14 protein-coding genes and 1 tRNA gene are annotated in these 14,759 nt (G+C 53.6%); 8 read left to right on the forward strand and 7 right to left on the reverse strand.

The annotated features are described in order from the left end of the window. Positions 1-37 precede the first annotated feature (37 nt). On the forward strand, positions 38-577 hold the full coding sequence (locus RHJ02_RS01055; protein ID WP_310453140.1) for a peroxiredoxin: 540 nt from the start codon (positions 38-40) through the stop codon (positions 575-577). Positions 578-581: 4 nt separating this feature from the next. Here the strand turns inward: RHJ02_RS01055 and RHJ02_RS01060 are convergent, their stop codons facing one another. Beyond that, positions 582-1,427: a lipopolysaccharide assembly protein LapB gene (locus tag RHJ02_RS01060; protein ID WP_206200691.1), complete on the reverse strand. Its 846-nt coding sequence runs from the start codon at positions 1,425-1,427 to the stop codon at positions 582-584. 135 nt (positions 1,428-1,562) lie between these two features. Here RHJ02_RS01060 and RHJ02_RS01065 point away from each other — a divergent pair, with 135 nt between their 5' ends. From RHJ02_RS01065 to RHJ02_RS01075, 3 genes are all read left to right on the forward strand, one after another. Continuing rightward, on the forward strand, positions 1,563-1,790 hold the full coding sequence (locus RHJ02_RS01065) for a hypothetical protein (protein WP_206200692.1): 228 nt from the start codon (positions 1,563-1,565) through the stop codon (positions 1,788-1,790). 12 nt (positions 1,791-1,802) lie between these two features. Further along, positions 1,803-2,828 carry an ABC transporter permease gene (locus RHJ02_RS01070; protein WP_206200693.1) on the forward strand — a complete coding sequence of 342 codons (1,026 nt, stop codon included), beginning with the start codon at positions 1,803-1,805 and terminating at the stop codon, positions 2,826-2,828. Between the two features lie 70 nt (positions 2,829-2,898). Further along, a complete protein-coding gene (locus RHJ02_RS01075) occupies positions 2,899-3,336 on the forward strand; it encodes a peroxiredoxin (protein ID WP_206200694.1) in 438 nt (145 codons plus the stop codon). A 60-nt stretch (positions 3,337-3,396) separates the two neighbouring features. On the opposite strand, the gene RHJ02_RS01080 is transcribed toward RHJ02_RS01075, so the two are convergent. Beyond that, a tRNA-Ser gene (locus RHJ02_RS01080) sits at positions 3,397-3,483 on the reverse strand. Between the two features lie 70 nt (positions 3,484-3,553). On the opposite strand from RHJ02_RS01080, the gene RHJ02_RS01085 reads away from it, so the two are divergent. Beyond that, positions 3,554-4,261: a class I SAM-dependent methyltransferase gene (locus RHJ02_RS01085; RefSeq protein ID WP_310744326.1), complete on the forward strand. Its 708-nt coding sequence runs from the start codon at positions 3,554-3,556 to the stop codon at positions 4,259-4,261. A 34-nt stretch (positions 4,262-4,295) separates the two neighbouring features. On the opposite strand, the gene RHJ02_RS01090 is transcribed toward RHJ02_RS01085, so the two are convergent. The 5 genes from RHJ02_RS01090 to RHJ02_RS01110 all read right to left on the reverse strand — a co-directional run bounded on the left by RHJ02_RS01090 (position 4,296) and on the right by RHJ02_RS01110 (position 10,641). After that, positions 4,296-4,649: a hypothetical protein gene (locus RHJ02_RS01090; RefSeq protein WP_310800368.1), complete on the reverse strand. Its 354-nt coding sequence runs from the start codon at positions 4,647-4,649 to the stop codon at positions 4,296-4,298. Beyond that, entirely contained in the window at positions 4,650-5,753 is a 1,104-nt protein-coding gene (gene cbiD / locus RHJ02_RS01095) for a cobalt-precorrin-5B (C(1))-methyltransferase CbiD (RefSeq protein WP_310743982.1), read from the reverse strand. Positions 5,754-5,758: 5 nt separating this feature from the next. Next, positions 5,759-6,439 carry a HEAT repeat domain-containing protein gene (locus RHJ02_RS01100; RefSeq protein WP_206200698.1) on the reverse strand — a complete coding sequence of 227 codons (681 nt, stop codon included), beginning with the start codon at positions 6,437-6,439 and terminating at the stop codon, positions 5,759-5,761. A gap of 107 nt (positions 6,440-6,546) precedes the next feature. Continuing rightward, the gene (ppsA, locus tag RHJ02_RS01105) at positions 6,547-8,985 is read right to left on the reverse strand and encodes a phosphoenolpyruvate synthase (protein ID WP_310744711.1); all 2,439 of its coding nucleotides are present in this window, start codon (positions 8,983-8,985) and stop codon (positions 6,547-6,549) included. 360 nt (positions 8,986-9,345) lie between these two features. Further along, entirely contained in the window at positions 9,346-10,641 is a 1,296-nt protein-coding gene (locus RHJ02_RS01110; protein WP_310453897.1) for a glutamate-5-semialdehyde dehydrogenase, read from the reverse strand. Between the two features lie 121 nt (positions 10,642-10,762). Between RHJ02_RS01110 and glgA the strand changes: the two genes are divergently transcribed. The 3 genes from glgA to hrcA all read left to right on the forward strand — a co-directional run bounded on the left by glgA (position 10,763) and on the right by hrcA (position 14,701). After that, positions 10,763-12,187, forward strand: a complete 1,425-nt coding sequence (gene glgA, locus RHJ02_RS01115) for a glycogen synthase GlgA (RefSeq protein WP_302678627.1) — start codon at positions 10,763-10,765, stop codon at positions 12,185-12,187. A 20-nt stretch (positions 12,188-12,207) separates the two neighbouring features. After that, on the forward strand, positions 12,208-13,506 hold the full coding sequence (locus RHJ02_RS01120; protein WP_206200702.1) for a recombinase family protein: 1,299 nt from the start codon (positions 12,208-12,210) through the stop codon (positions 13,504-13,506). 136 nt (positions 13,507-13,642) lie between these two features. Then, complete coding sequence (hrcA, locus tag RHJ02_RS01125) at positions 13,643-14,701, forward strand: heat-inducible transcriptional repressor HrcA (protein WP_206200703.1); 1,059 nt, start codon at positions 13,643-13,645, stop codon at positions 14,699-14,701. Positions 14,702-14,759 lie beyond the last annotated feature (58 nt).

Here is a 14,759-nt window from a genome sequence, read left to right on the forward strand (position 1 = left end):
CTAGATGCTTTCCTAAGGCCAGTTTAGCGATTTAACCATGTTCTTGCGCTCACTACTTGTTGCCCTTTTGAGTTTGATTCTGTTTCTGAGCCCATCAGTTCCCAGTTGGGCTCTCGGGGGTGAATTGCCGCCCCTCAATGCCCCAGCACCCGACTTTTCTCTTCCCAGCAGTGTCGATGGCCAGCCGATTTCCCTGAAGGATTATCGCGGCAAGTGGGTGGTGCTGTACTTTTACCCCAAGGACTTTACCGCTGGCTGTACCCTCGAAGCCCAACGCTTTCAGCGGGATATTGAGCAATTTCATGCCCACAATGCTGAAGTCATTGGCGTCAGTGCCGACTCCGTGGACTCCCACGAAGATTTCTGTGACAGTGAAGGCTTGACCTTTCCCCTCCTCTCTGACCCCGATGGCCGCGTCAGCAAGGCCTATGGCTCCTGGTTGGGGTTTGTCTCGCTGCGCCACAGTTTCATCATCGATCCTGAGGGGATATTGCGCGAGCGGTTTGTCAAAGTGAATCCCGCGATCCACAGTCAGGAGGTACTGGCTCGCCTAGAGGAACTGCAACAGCAAGTTTAGGCCTCTATTGCTGTGGCGGGGGTTCAGGGGTTGCTGGAGATTCCTTTTGCACCTGCTGCGCCGCCTGCTGAATGGCATCTTTATACTTGGCGGGTGCAAGTTCCACGGCTTTGGCATACAGAGGCGCAGCTTCTGTCTTTTTCCCCTGTTCCGTCAGTGCCATCGCTTGGGCAAGCACCGGGCGAAAATCGTTGGGGTTTTCTTTGCCCAGATTTTGGAAGAGGGTCAGCGCCTCATCGTAGCGTTTTTGCGCCATATAGACATCGCCAAGGAGAAGTTGTACCGCCGTGACATCGACGCTCCCTGGTTGGACTTTGTTGGCTTGCTCTGCCCCTTGGAGGGTCTCTTCAATGAGGCCAATGGCCGCTTGGGGACGATTTTCCTTCAAGTAGAGATCCACTAAAGCCCGCAGGGCATTGAGATTGCCGGGGGATTTGGCCAGAACCCCCTGAAAGGTTTGGGCAGCCCCCTCGCGATCGCCCGTTTGCTGCTGTGCCTGTCCCAGCAGAATCGCATAATCTGTTTGTTCGGGGCGCTGAGCAGCTAAGCGGCGCAGGGGGTCAATGACGCTAGCAATTTCTCCTTTGCCCAGTTGAATCAGTTGCAGCCGAGCCAGCACCAACCCTTCTAAGGCTGTGGCATTGTTGGGTTCACGCTCCAGCACCAGTTGGTAGCCTTTTTCTTGGGCTTGCAGTTCGGCAACTTTGTCAGTGGCGGCAGGACTGGTCACGGGGCTTGGCGTGGGTTGCGCTGGGCTAAAGGCACTGCTGAGCAGGGGCATCACCGAAATGGCAATGAAAGGAACCACGCCCAACAGCAAAACCAAAAGGGTGAGCCACTTCTTGCGCATTGTGCCTCCTTGAGGGTGCCCAGCATTTCCAGTGCCAGTATGATTCTAGCCTAGGAGCCGAGGGGAATCACGGCCAATTTTCAGGTCGGCCACCTTCCCCCTGTTAAAATTTGAGCAATTCCTCGGAGAGCTGCCATGGGTGAACTAACGCCAGAAACCATCAATTGTGCAGAGGCCTGTGTCAATGGCTGTGTCTTGGGCGATCGCTGTCCCAACCGTGAGTACATTGCTGCCGCCACCAAGTTTATGAATGATACGCCCCTCGATCAAATTCTGCAAATTGCAGCGGATAGCTATCCCAAACGTCTTTTGGCCGCGATTGAGCGCGATCGCCAGCGAGCGGCGAACCCACCTCAAGAATAACTCGAGCAATTCATGTCTCGTCTGCGTGCATTGCAGGGGTACCTGCTCCTGCGGCTTTTACTTGCGCCGCTGATGCTGTGGACGATTGTCACCGTCGTCTTTTTGCTGCTGCGAGCCACGCCGGGGGATCCCGTGGATGCGATTTTAGGTCCCCGTGCCCCGGTGGCTGTCAAGGAAGCCTTGCGAGAACAATTGGGCTTGGCTCAACCCCTGTGGCAGCAATACTTGACTTACTTAGGGCAACTCCTGCGATTTGATCTGGGAACCTCCCTCACCAGTCAAGGGGAAGCCGTCACGAGTATCATTGCTCAGCATTTTCCTGCAACGGCAGAATTAGGCCTCGTCAGTCTAGCGATCGCCTTTGGTTTAGGGGTGCTCATTGGCAGTCTGGCTGCGGTCAAATCTGGCACTGCTTGGGATATCGGAGGGCGTCTCTTTGGCATCATCACCTATGCCTTGCCCCTCTTTTGGCTGGGGATGCTTTTGCAACTGCTCTTTGCGGTGAATCTGCGTTGGCTTCCCTTGGGTACCCGCTACCCAATCACGGAAACACCCCCCCAAGGTCCCACAGGGCTGTACCTGCTGGATGCGCTCCTGAATGGTAATCTCCACCAACTGGGAACTGCTTTTAGTTACTTGCTCCTGCCTGCGTTGACGCTGGCGATCGTCCTCAGTGGTATCTTTGAGCGCATTGTGCGGGTGAATCTCAAGCAAACCCTAGTGGCCGATTATGTGGAAGCCGCCCGTGCCCGTGGTATCCCTGAGCATCGGATTCTCATTCACCATGCCCTCAAGAATGCCTTGATTCCAGTGATCACGGTTTTGGGGCTGACCCTTGCCAGCCTCTTGGGGGGAGCCGTGTTGACAGAGGTGACGTTTTCTTGGCCGGGGCTGGGTCAGCGACTCTACGAGGCCATTGCTCTGCGGGACTATCCAACCGTACAGGGCATTGTGGTTTTCTTTGCCGTGATTGTGGTTGCCGCCAGTATTCTCATTGACTTGCTCAATGCTTGGATTGACCCCCGCATCCACTACTAACTTTTTGGCATCTGCCGATAAAATAAAGAACAAGCACGTAATAAAACTTAACATTAGGAGGTTATCCCCCATGGCTTTAGCCGTTGGTACACCCGCCCCTGCCTTTACTGCCAAAGACACCCATGGCAATACGGTGTCCCTCAGCGACTTTGCGGGCAAAACTGTGGTGCTCTACTTCTACCCTAAGGATGACACCCCCGGCTGCACCAAAGAGGCTTGTAGCTTCCGTGACAACTATGCTGCCTATCAGGGCAAAGAGATTGTCGTTTTGGGGGTGAGTACCGATGACGAAACCTCGCACCAAAAGTTCACTGAAAAATACAACCTCCCCTTTCCCCTCTTGGCAGATGTGGACAAATCCATTATCAAGGCCTACGACGTGGATGGTGGCGGCTACGCCAAGCGAGTCACCTATGTCATTGATGGCAATGGCATTATTTCCCACGTCTATACCAGTGTGAAAACCGATACCCACGCCACCGACATTTTGGCAGATCTTGGTCTGTAAGGGTTTCCAAGAGTGATGTTTCGGCGGCTAGAGCAGTTCTAGCTGCCTTTTTTCATCCAACGGAGAGAGAGGGATTCGAACCCTCGGTGGCATCCCTGCCACACTCGATTTCAAGTCGAGCGCATTCGACCACTCTGCCATCTCTCCCAGTATCCTATATTGTACCCTCAGCTAGGATAAGGTAGAGCCACAAGAAGTCGCTGCCGGAAATACTCCCATGAGTTTTAGCCCAGAATATTTCATGACAACAGAACCCCTAGCCCATAACCAGCAAAAGATGGAAAGCTATTTTGGGGATTTTTTTGGCCTGATGCGGAAGGCACTCGTTGCTGGTGGCTCAGAGCTGGGGTTAGGAATGACCCTATTTTCTCTAGCCGTAAGTATTCGCGCTACTCGGATCATTGAAATTGGACGTTTTAAGGGCTTTTCAACTCTCTGTCTAGCAAGTGCCCTACGATTCATTGATATTGGCTGGCAAGAACCACAACAACATAAGCAGCGACCTGACATCAATTACAACGAATTTGAAGCGCCGAAAAAACGACAACTGCTTTCAATTGATCCATTTCCAACCAAGGAAGCTGAGGAATTAATTCTTGAAGCAAATCTTGAAAACTATGTTGAATTTATTAATACCCGTTCAGATGAAGTCACGATTGACGGTTTAGTTGATCTCATTTTTATTGATGGCGATCATAGTTATGAGGGGTGCAAAGCGGATGTTTTTAATTATGTGCCTTGGTATTTACGACCGGGTGGCTACTTTATTTTGCATGATTACTATGGCTGGTATGATGCTGAAGGTAATAATAACTCACCCGTGAAGCAAGTTATTGATGAATTGATTGCAGAGGAACTATTTGAGCATATCTTAATTGATACTGGCTATCAATCTTTTACCGTCTTTAGAAACCCCAATCCTTAGTAGACCGCTTTCCTTAGCTTCTATGAGATCAACCCTAACTCTGAGATAGATATTCGTTAATGTTCAGTTCATCACTAACATTGATATTGGGATTTTCCTCATCGGGATAGAATACAATTTCTAATCGCACTCTACCCTTATGCCAACCCGTCTTATCGAGCATCATAACTCTTGCTGAGCAACCTCTAACTAATGGTGGAATCAATCTAGCATCATTAAAAATAAGATTTAGAAATTCTCCTGGATAAGTAATATCAGTATTACGGTGTTTGTAAATAATTCTTGAGTTATCATCTTCATTCGGGATAAAACGAATGACCTCTTCGCGATCAAGAACATGGCAGTTTGTACTCATAAGTGCTGGTACACATTTTATTGAGTCTTTCACTTAGTATAGCCTAATCCTTGTCAAAATTAGGTTTCCTGCCTCGCTGATGGCAACAATTTGGCGATCGCGCCCAAACAAGGCACATCCCACCTGTAATGACCGCCCCATGGGAGCAGCACAATGGGCATGGATATAGGTAATGGCGCGCTCATCAATGCGGTTGGCAATGTGGCTGAGAATCTCAGGTAAGGCTTGGGGAGCCATTGTTGCTAAAAATTTGAGGGCAGCCTCAACCGTTGGTGCTTGCCACACCTGATGCAGAATCTCTGGGTCTAAGCCTGCAAGGGCACAAAAGGCGGTGAGAATTTCTTGGCGAGCATCCGCAAGGTGGTGATGGGTATGGAAAATGCCGCCAGCGAGTTTAATTAATTTGCCGTGGTAGCCCAAGAGGAGCAACTGTTGAACCTTGTGTTGAGCAGCGGCCACCAGCATTGGCCCTAGCCAATTGGCAGTTTTTACACACAGGGAAGGGGGAATCTGGAGTTGCTGCGCCACCTGAAGGCCGTTCTCGCCAATACAAAAGACGAGGATGGGAGATTTTGCTGCTTTCTGGGCTAAGTCCTCGCGATAGCGATCCAGTTGCTCCGAGGCTGTGAGGGGTTGTGCTAAGGCAGTGGTTCCCAGTAGGGAGAGTCCCTCAACAATGCCAAAAGCCGCATTCGAGGTGCGCTCTGCCAAATCTCGCCCTTGGGGCAGGAGAATCGTGACGGCGATCGCCCGCTCCTTAGGACAATAGAGCAACAGGTTAGTGGTTAACAACAAGCGGGCATAGCGATAGATAGCTGCCTCGCCCGTGGCGCGATCGCGCCCAACCCCAAAGCCCCCCTCAATGTGAATTTTGGGAGCCGTTACAGGGTCTTGCCAGCGCACCCAAGCCCAGATCGGGGTATGGCGGGTGAGATCAAGGGGATCACTGGGTTCACTGTAGGTAATAGCCAAAGCCTGTTGGGCATCTAAGCATGCCCCTTGGGCAATCCTAAAGGTTTCACAGCGGTTGGGGCGCAGCAGCGCAAGGGTGATTTCCTTAGGACAGGTTCCTTCCGTAAGGCAACGCAATGCCGCCACCGCCGCCGCCGCCGCAAAAACTGGTAGCGTATAACCCACGGGTGTTAAGTAGTTAACTGAGCCAAACTAGTGCGAGCCGCTTCGGCAACCGCTTCCGCAGAATCAGTGGTTAATTGTTCAAGCAGGGGGCGAGCCTCTGGAGTGCCAATTTGGCCAAGGGCGATCGCTAGCCGATGGCGGACTTGCCAATCGGGATACTCGACAAACTGCCGCAGGTGGACAATGCTTTCTGGTTGTTTCAGTTCACCCAAGGAACCAATGGCGGCTAATTTCACCAATTCTTGGGGATTATTGAGGGCTTCCGTGAGCAGCCCAACAGCAGCAGGATTGCCTAGGGCACCCAAGGCGGCAATGATACTAAACTGCAACAGCCAATCATCGGTACTGTGGTAGGCCGTTTCTAAATCTTCAAGGGCAAAGGGAACTTGTAGGGCAGCCATCGCATCCGCTGCGGCAGCACGGACATCCGTTTCGCTGTCATGGAGCAGGCGATCGCGCAACAGGTCATGGGCTTGATTGAGATTGACGTGCCCAAGGCTGGCAATTTGACTCACCGCAGCGTAGCGGACACGGGAATTTTCATCTTGGCTGAGGGGTTGAATGAGCCGAAAGGCATCGTTGGGGTCAAGGCTACGCAGTTGATTGATGCCCCGCAGGCGATCGCCCACATCCGCCGAGGTAATGAGTTCCTGAATTGCTGCTGTGTCCACGCCAATATTCTCCACCTGATTCCTTTGATCCTACTGGGTTGCGTCACCCACAGAAAAGGGCAGAGCGATCGCGGCTTCAATTCTCTGCCCTCAGCTTAGGCGTTGTCACTGGGTTGTGCACTCTAGGCCTGTTTTTCAGCCTCAGCAATTTGCAGCATCGTCTTCAGGACGGAGTCGGGGTTGAGGCTAATGGAGTCAATCCCTTGCGCCACCAAGAATTGAGCAAACTCAGGATAGTCACTGGGGGCTTGACCACAGATGCCAATTTTGCGCCCCTTGGCCTTCGCTGTTTGAATCGCTTGCGCCACCATGCGTTTGACCGCTTCATTGCGTTCATCAAACAGGTGCGCCACCAAGGCCGAATCGCGATCCAACCCCAGTGTGAGTTGCGTCAGGTCATTGGAGCCAATGGAGAAGCCATCAAAGACCTCGGCAAAGGCATCCGCCAACACCACGTTGCTGGGGAGTTCGCACATCACATAGACTTGCAGACCATTTTCCCCTTGCTTCAGCCCATGTTTGGCCATCTCTGCCAGTACTCGCCGTCCTTCCTCTGGGGTACGACAGAAGGGAATCATCAGAATCACGTTCGTCAGCCCCATCTCATCGCGGACTTTCTTCATGGCGCGGCATTCAAGGGCAAAGCCTTCGGCATAGTTGGGGTCGTAGTAACGGGAAGCGCCCCGCCAGCCAATCATTGGGTTTTCTTCATGGGGTTCAAACTGGCGACCGCCCAAGAGGTTGGCGTACTCATTGCTTTTGAAGTCGGACATGCGCACGACCACAGGCTTGGGATAAAAGGCAGCAGCGATCGCCCCAATCCCCTGAGCCAACTTATCGACAAAGTATTCCGCCTTGTCGGTGTAGTTTTGAGTCAGCTCGGCAATTTTCCGTTTTGCCCCTTCATCGGTCAGTTCATCGTAGTGCAACAGCGCCAAGGGATGGGTCTGAATGTGGTTAGCAATAATGAACTCCATACGTGCCAACCCCACCCCATCATTGGGAATTGCCGCCAAGCTGAAGGCTTCCTCGGGGTTACCCACATTCATCAGGATTTGGGTGCGGGTTCGCGGCAGATTTTCCAGAGCCACTTCCTCCACATGGAAGGGCAGTAATCCCTGATAGACGTGCCCCTCTTCCCCTTCTGCACAGGAGACCGTGACCTCAACACCATTGGGAATGGTTTCGGTGGCATCGCCACAACCGACAATGGCAGGAATGCCCAACTCACGGGCAATAATCGCCGCATGGCAGGTGCGTCCCCCCTGATCGGTGACAATGGCACTAGCTTTTTTCATGATGGGCTCCCAATCAGGATCCGTGCGGTGGGTCACCAGCACTTCCCCCGCTTGGAACTGATCGATATTGCGGACATTGAGAATGACGCGGGCACGGCCTTGGCCAATCATTTCGCCAACTGCCCGACCTGTGGCAAGGAGCGTTCCTTTTTCTTTGAGATGGTAGCTGCGCAGGACGTTCGTGGCTTTTTGGGATTGGACGGTTTCGGGGCGCGCCTGCACGATAAAGAGTTCACCTGTGAGGCCATCCTTTGCCCACTCAATATCCATCGGGGTGTAGGTTCCCCGCAGAGCAGAGTAGTGCTCCTCAATGAGGCAGGCCCAGCGGGCTAGGGTGAGGATTTCTTCGTCGCTGAGGGCAAATTGTTTCCGCAGGGGCTCAGGCACGGGTTCATTGCGGGTGAGCTTCGTCCCGCCAAGGGCATAAACCATGCGAATTTCTTTGGTGCCGAGGGCTTTTTTCAAGATGGGTTTATAGCCCGCCTTCAAGGTTGGCTTAAAGACCAAGTATTCATCGGGGTTGACGGCGCCTTGAACAACGTTTTCGCCCAAGCCATAGGCGGCCGTGATCAGGGCAGTGTCCTTAAAGCCCGTTTCTGTATCAATGGAGAACATCACCCCAGAGCAGGCCAAGTCGGAGCGCACCATTTTTTGCACCCCCACCGACAGGGCCACATTGAAGTGGTCAAAGCCTTTGATCTGGCGGTAGGAGATCGCCCGATCCGTAAAGAGTGAGGCAAAGCAGCGATGACAGGCGTCGAGAACGCCCTTGAGACCATGGACATTGAGGTAGGTTTCCTGCTGACCGGCAAAGCTAGCATCGGGCAAATCTTCAGCGGTGGCACTGGAGCGAACCGCCACGTCCGTATTCGGGCCATAGCGATCGCACATTTTTTGGTAGGCGGCAGCAATCGCATCCGTCAATTCTTGGGGAAACGGCGTGTGCAAAATTAGCGAGCGAATCGCTTGCCCCACGCGGTGGAGTTCTGTGACATCCTCGACATCGAGACCTTCAAGGAGCCGCCGCAGTTGGGTATCAAGATTTCCCGCTTGGATAAAGTAACGGTAGGCATAGGCTGTGGTCGCAAAACCATCGGGGACATTAATGCCTTTGGGCGTCAGTTGTTGGAGCATTTCCCCCAAGGAAGCGTTTTTGCCCCCCACTAGGGGCAGGTCTTTGCAGCTCAAGGAATTCAGTTCTAAAACAAACGCTGTTTCCCGATGGGTCACTTCACTGGTTGGTCTAGGGATGGATTGAGTCATTGTTATGCTCCCAAACATTAAGTTTCATTGATTAAATTGCCGTTTGCTGTCCCTCTGGGGATGCAACAGCAGTGCTTGAGCCGTTAAAGTTTTGAGTGTCTTTGGCTCCCTTTGCTATCGTGAATCTGTGAATCACCTAACTGCACGCAATTCCCAAGTCAGACTTGTCCGTTGCCAAACGCAGGCTGCTCCTTTGCTCAGACACTGGGTAAAGCACGCAACACATTTCCAACGGAGACTGGATAGGCAAAGTTTGCAGCGGTCATCATCTGCACGGTGGTTAAATCACTATTGCCCTATATCTCCATTCTGAAACAGAAAAATTGGCTTTGTTTGTTGCTTAACAATCCCTTAAATTCGTTAGGATTCCAAATCACGATGGGTAAAGGGTTTGGCATTGGCGCCGCTATAGGTTGCCACAATGTGGCCATTCCCCACCAGTTGGTATTTGTAGGTGACTAATCCCTCTAGCCCCACCGGGCCTCGCGGCGGTAGTTTGTGGGTACTGATACCGACTTCAGCGCCAAAGCCATAGCGGAAGCCATCGGCAAAGCGGGTGGAGCAATTGTGAAAAACGCCAGCGGCATCCACCTCTTGCAGAAAACGGGCGGCGGCGGCAGCATCCTCGGTAACAATGGCTTCAGTGTGCCCCGATCCATAGGTGGCAATGTGATCCAGCGCGGCATCGAGATCCGGAACGACTTTGATGGAGAGGATCAAATCGCAGTATTCTGTCGCCCAGTCGGCTTCACTGGCAAGGGTCATGGGCACAAGGTGGCAGGCGATCGCGTCCCCCCGCAATTCCACCCCTGCTTTCTCAAGGGCAGCAGCCACTTTGGGTAAAAAGGCCTCGGCAATGCCCCGATGGACAAGAAGCGTCTCAATGGCGTTACAGGCAGCCGGGTACTGGGTTTTGGCGTCGAGGGTAATGGCGATCGCCTTCTCCAGATCCGCAGCGACATCCACATAGAGATGACACAGACCATCGGCGTGCCCCAGCACAGGAATCCGCGTGTTGTTCTGGATATAACGTACAAATTCATTGGAACCCCGCGGAATGATCAGATCAACCCATTGATCCAGTTGCAGCAATTCCGTAATTTCTGCCCGCCGCATCAGGAGGGCGATCGCCCCAGCGGGCACTGCCGACTTTTCTAGCCCTCTGTGAATGGCCTGCATAATCGCTTGGCACGAGCGACTCGCCTCCTGTCCTCCCTTGAGAATGGCGCCATTCCCCGATTTAATTGCCAAGGAAGCAATTTGCACGACGGCATCGGGACGCGCTTCAAAAATTACCCCCAGCACCCCCAAAGGGCAGGTGACGCGACTGAGAATTAAGCCTGTATCCAATTCGCGATGGAGTTGGCGCTGACCCAGAGGATCCGCAAGGGTCGCCACTTGACGCACCCCGGCGATCGCCGCCGCTAGTTTACTGGGACTCAGTTCCAACCGCGCATAGAGAGAAGGATTGAGCTGATTGGCCTTGGCCTGCTCACAGTCGGCAGCATTGGCCGCCAGAATCTCCTCCCGCGCCGCTTCAAGGGCACAGGCCACCTGCTCTAGGGCATCATTGCGGGCAGTGGCATCCAGCTGAGCCAACAGACGCGCCTGCTCATGAACTTCTTTGACCCGTTGCACGAGGGGAGAATCTGCCATAGGGGTTGCCAATTCCAAAGACGTATAAGAGCGATCGTACGCCAAATTGTCCCGCACTTGTGGTAGGTTAACGGCAATTGCGTTGCCCTAGAATTGGCCAAAAAACAGGTTCAGGAGGATCATGCGAATTCTATTTGTTGCTGCTGAGGCGGCACCGCTGGCGAAAGTGGGGGGCATGGGAGATGTGGTGGGTTCCCTGCCCAAGGTGTTACGCCGCATGGGACATGATGTGCGCATCTTTATGCCCTACTATGGCTTCTTGCCCGACAAGGTGGAGATTCCCAAAGATCCCATCTGGATTGGCCATGCCATGTTTCAGACGTTCCATGTCTATGAAACGGTGTTGCCGGGGTCGGACGTGCCCCTTTACCTGTTTGGCCATCCCTGCTTTAATCCCCGCCGCATCTACTACGGGGAGGATGAGGACTGGCGGTTCACCTTCTTTGCCAATGGGGCAGCAGAATTTGCTTGGAACTACTGGAAACCCCAGATTATCCATTGCCACGATTGGCACACGGGAATGATCCCAGTGTGGATGCATCAGGATCCCGACATCACCACTGTGTTCACCATTCACAACTTGGCCTATCAAGGGCCCTGGCGGTGGCGCCTCGAGCAAATTACTTGGTGTCCGTGGTACATGCAGGGGCACAATACGATGGCAGCAGCACTGCAGTATGCCGATCGCGTCAATACGGTTTCGCCCACCTACGCCGAACAGATTAAAACCCCCGAATATGGTGAGAAATTGGAAGGGCTGCTGTCGTTTATTAGTGGCAAGCTCTCCGGCATTCTGAATGGGATTGATACAGAGGTCTTTGATCCCAGTACCGATCGCGCCCTTGTGCAAAACTACACCGTAGATACCCTTGAGCGGCGTAAGGCCAACAAAATTGCGCTCCAAGAGGAACTGGGGTTGGAGGTGAATTCCGGTGCTTTCTTGGTGGGGATGGTCACCCGCTTGGTGGAGCAAAAGGGGTTGGATCTGTTGATTCAGGTGCTGGATCGCTTTTTGGCCTACACCGATAGCCAGTTTGTCCTCTTGGGAACGGGCGATCGCTACTACGAAACCCAAATGTGGCAAATTGCCTCACGGTTTCCGGGGCGCTGTAGTGTCCAGTTGCTCTACAGTGATGTCCTCTCACGGCGGATCTATGGCGGTGCCGATGCCTTCATCATGCCGAGTCGCTTTGAACCCTGTGGCATTGCTCAGATGATTGCCCTGCGCTATGGCTGTGTACCAATTGTGCGCCGTACCGGTGGCCTTGTGGATACCGTCTCTCACCATGATCCAGAGCGGCAAACGGGAACGGGCTACTGCTTTGACCGCTATGAACCCCTTGACTTCTACACCTGTCTAGTGCGGGCGTGGGAAGGGTATCGCTACAAACGGGAGTGGCACACCCTCCAGCAGCGGGGTATGCGCGAGGACTTTAGCTGGACAAAATCAGCACTAGCCTACAATGCCCTCTATAACTCCATTTATGGCTTGCCGCCAGAGACCATGCCCAATCCTAGTCCAACCCTAGTACCGGCAACGACCTGATCCTCAGGACGATGTAATGTGTGGTCATTATTGCCTACGAGTACATTGATCCCCTCTGGCAGCCCCTCCCCGATCCCCAAGGGTGGGGGCAGGAGATTGACCACTGGGTACTGGATGTGGAGGCTGCTCGGCCGCAGTTGCGGTACTGGTTGCAGCGGTTAGCACCGGGCTATTGGCTGTTACACCAATTAAGTGCCCTTGGCCAAACGGTGATGGAAGTGAGCGATCGCCTGCGGCAACTGGAGGCAGCGGGTATTATGGTGATTGCCCTAGCCGAAGGCTACGTAAGCGATCGCCCCCCCAGCGGAGATCAGCTGCTATCCCTTTGGGATCAAGTAAAGCAGCAACTCCATCACCACACTCTCTGCCATGGCCATGCCCGCAATCGCCTCAAGCACCGTCCGCCGCCGGGTCGTGCTCCCTATGGCTATCGCCGGGGCAAAGAGCACTATGTCATTGATCGAGCGGCAGCCGTTGTCGTCAAGGATTTTGTCGAGCATTTTCTCCTCTATGGCTCCCTCAGTGCAGCGGTGCGCTTTATTGCCACCACCCACCACAAGCAGATTAGCGTAGCGACCGGTCGGCGCTGGTTGACCCACCCCGTCTATCGCGGCCATCTCTACTACCAAGGGAAAACGGTGATTCCTCAGACCCATGCCCCCCTGATTGCCCCCGATGAAGCGGCTCAGGTGGATCGGCTGTTGCGACGCCAACGCTCTCTGCCTCGTCGCAGTGCTAGTGCCCCCCATCCTCTGGCGGGATTGGTGATTTGCCGCCAATGTCAGCAACGCTTTGGCCGGACTCAGGTGCAGCCTTACCGCCAACCGAGCCAATATGCCTACTTGCGTCCCCTGCACTGTCCCCTCTCCCCCAAATGTCGCAGCATTCCCTACGACGCGGCCTTGGCTGCTGTGATTGATCAAATTGCTGAGCGCCTGCCGCCCGCGATCGCCCAACTGTCGCTGCCGCCGCCACCGTTGACGGCTCAACTGCAAGCAATTGAAACCCAACTGCACCGCCTTGCCGAACTAGAAGCCCAAGGCCTCTTGGATCCCGAAACCGCTCAACTGCGCCGCTATAAACTGGCTGGGGAACGGGCACAAATTGAGGCACAGCAGGCCCAATTGCCCCCTAGTAATCTTTTGCAACTGGCGGTGACCCTTGGTCAGCCGCAATTTTGGTACCAACTCTCGGCAGCAGAGCAACGGTTCTATCTACGGGAGTTTTTACATGCCATAGCGGTCACCAGCCGCCCGCCACAGCCTTGGTCGATCCATCTGCAATTTATTTGGGAATCCCCCATTGGCAGTACTGCTTAGCCATTTCTAGCTGAGTTTTTAGTCACAAAAGACCAATCGCCATAGCCGCAAGTTGCAACTCAGAATTGCTGAAATACAAAGGCTAGTTTATAGATAGATAAAAAACACAGATAACAAGTCACAGGTGTAAGGGGTTATGACGATTGAACTCAGCGATCGCCAAAAACAAATTCTTGGCGCCACGATTAACCATTACATTGCCACGGCAGAACCCGTCGGCTCAAAAGCGATCGCCACGGAATACAACCTCAACGTCAGCCCGGCCACGGTGCGCAATACGATGCTGCTCCTCGAAAAAAGTGGCCTGCTTTACCAACCCCACACCTCCGCAGGGCGGGTGCCCTCTGATTCTGGCTATCGCGTCTATGTGGATGAACTGATCCAGCCCATTCCCGATGTGGCTCGCAAAGCCGAGAGTCTCTTGAGTGAGCGGTTTATCTGGGGGCAACAACGCCTTGAGGTGATCTTGCGGCAAGCGGCGCAGTTGCTCTCGGATCTCAGTGGTTACATTACCCTGATTACGCTCCCCAATCGTTTGGAGCGGCAGATTCGGGTGATTCAACTGGTCGCCTTGGATTCCCAGCAGGTGATGGTGATTCTTGTGCTCGATACCTACGAAACCCAGTCGGCACTGATCCAATTGGGGCAAGGGGAAGAGGATCCTGAGCTGCGGGAGCGCACCCTCCAGGTACTGACCAACTTCCTCAATCATCAGTTGCAGGGGCGATCGCTGGTGGAACTCAGTGCCATTGACTGGCAAAAACTGGATTTGGAGTTTCAGACCTACAGTCAGCAGCTTCAGACCCTACTGCGGCAGTTGAGCGATCGCTACAGCCACCAAGGCACTTCCTTTGTCATCAGTGGTCTTGCCGATGTTCTCCAGCAGCCGGAGTTTTCCCAAGTGGAGCAGGTGCAAATGCTACTGCATCTTCTCGAAGACCAACAGGATCAACTGGCTCCCTTGATCAGTGGCGATAGCCAAGCCCCCTCGCAGGTGCAAATCCGCATTGGCAGTGAAAATACCTTAGCGCCGATGCAGTCCTGTACACTGGTTTATTCCTGCTATTGCTATGGGGACTCCCCCGTGGGCAGTATTGGCATTCTAGGGCCGACGCGGATGCCCTATGCACGGATTATTCCCCTAGTGGCCACAGCGGCAGATTATCTAACTGAACAGGTGAGTCGCCGCAAGTAAGAAAATCAAAACATCCGAGAATTCTTGTGCAGTCAACGGCCGGCTTTATCATGCACAA

Source organism: Thermosynechococcus sp. TG215 (genome assembly GCF_031583455.1).
Classification (GTDB): Bacteria; Cyanobacteriota; Cyanobacteriia; order Thermosynechococcales; family Thermosynechococcaceae; genus Thermosynechococcus.

Bases quoted from the DNA above. Each gene is read 5' to 3' on its own strand.
- RHJ02_RS01055 (WP_310453140.1), top strand. From the start codon at position 38: ATGTTCTTGCGCTCACTACTTGTTGCCCTTTTGAGTTTGATTCTGTTT.
- RHJ02_RS01060 (WP_206200691.1), bottom strand. From the start codon at position 1,427: ATGCGCAAGAAGTGGCTCACCCTTTTGGTTTTGCTGTTGGGCGTGGTT.
- RHJ02_RS01065 (WP_206200692.1), top strand. From the start codon at position 1,563: ATGGGTGAACTAACGCCAGAAACCATCAATTGTGCAGAGGCCTGTGTC.
- RHJ02_RS01070 (WP_206200693.1), top strand. From the start codon at position 1,803: ATGTCTCGTCTGCGTGCATTGCAGGGGTACCTGCTCCTGCGGCTTTTA.
- RHJ02_RS01075 (WP_206200694.1), top strand. From the start codon at position 2,899: ATGGCTTTAGCCGTTGGTACACCCGCCCCTGCCTTTACTGCCAAAGAC.
- RHJ02_RS01085 (WP_310744326.1), top strand. From the start codon at position 3,554: ATGAGTTTTAGCCCAGAATATTTCATGACAACAGAACCCCTAGCCCAT.
- ppsA (WP_310744711.1), bottom strand. From the start codon at position 8,985: ATGACTCAATCCATCCCTAGACCAACCAGTGAAGTGACCCATCGGGAA.
- RHJ02_RS01110 (WP_310453897.1), bottom strand. From the start codon at position 10,641: ATGGCAGATTCTCCCCTCGTGCAACGGGTCAAAGAAGTTCATGAGCAG.
- glgA (WP_302678627.1), top strand. From the start codon at position 10,763: ATGCGAATTCTATTTGTTGCTGCTGAGGCGGCACCGCTGGCGAAAGTG.
- hrcA (WP_206200703.1), top strand. From the start codon at position 13,643: ATGACGATTGAACTCAGCGATCGCCAAAAACAAATTCTTGGCGCCACG.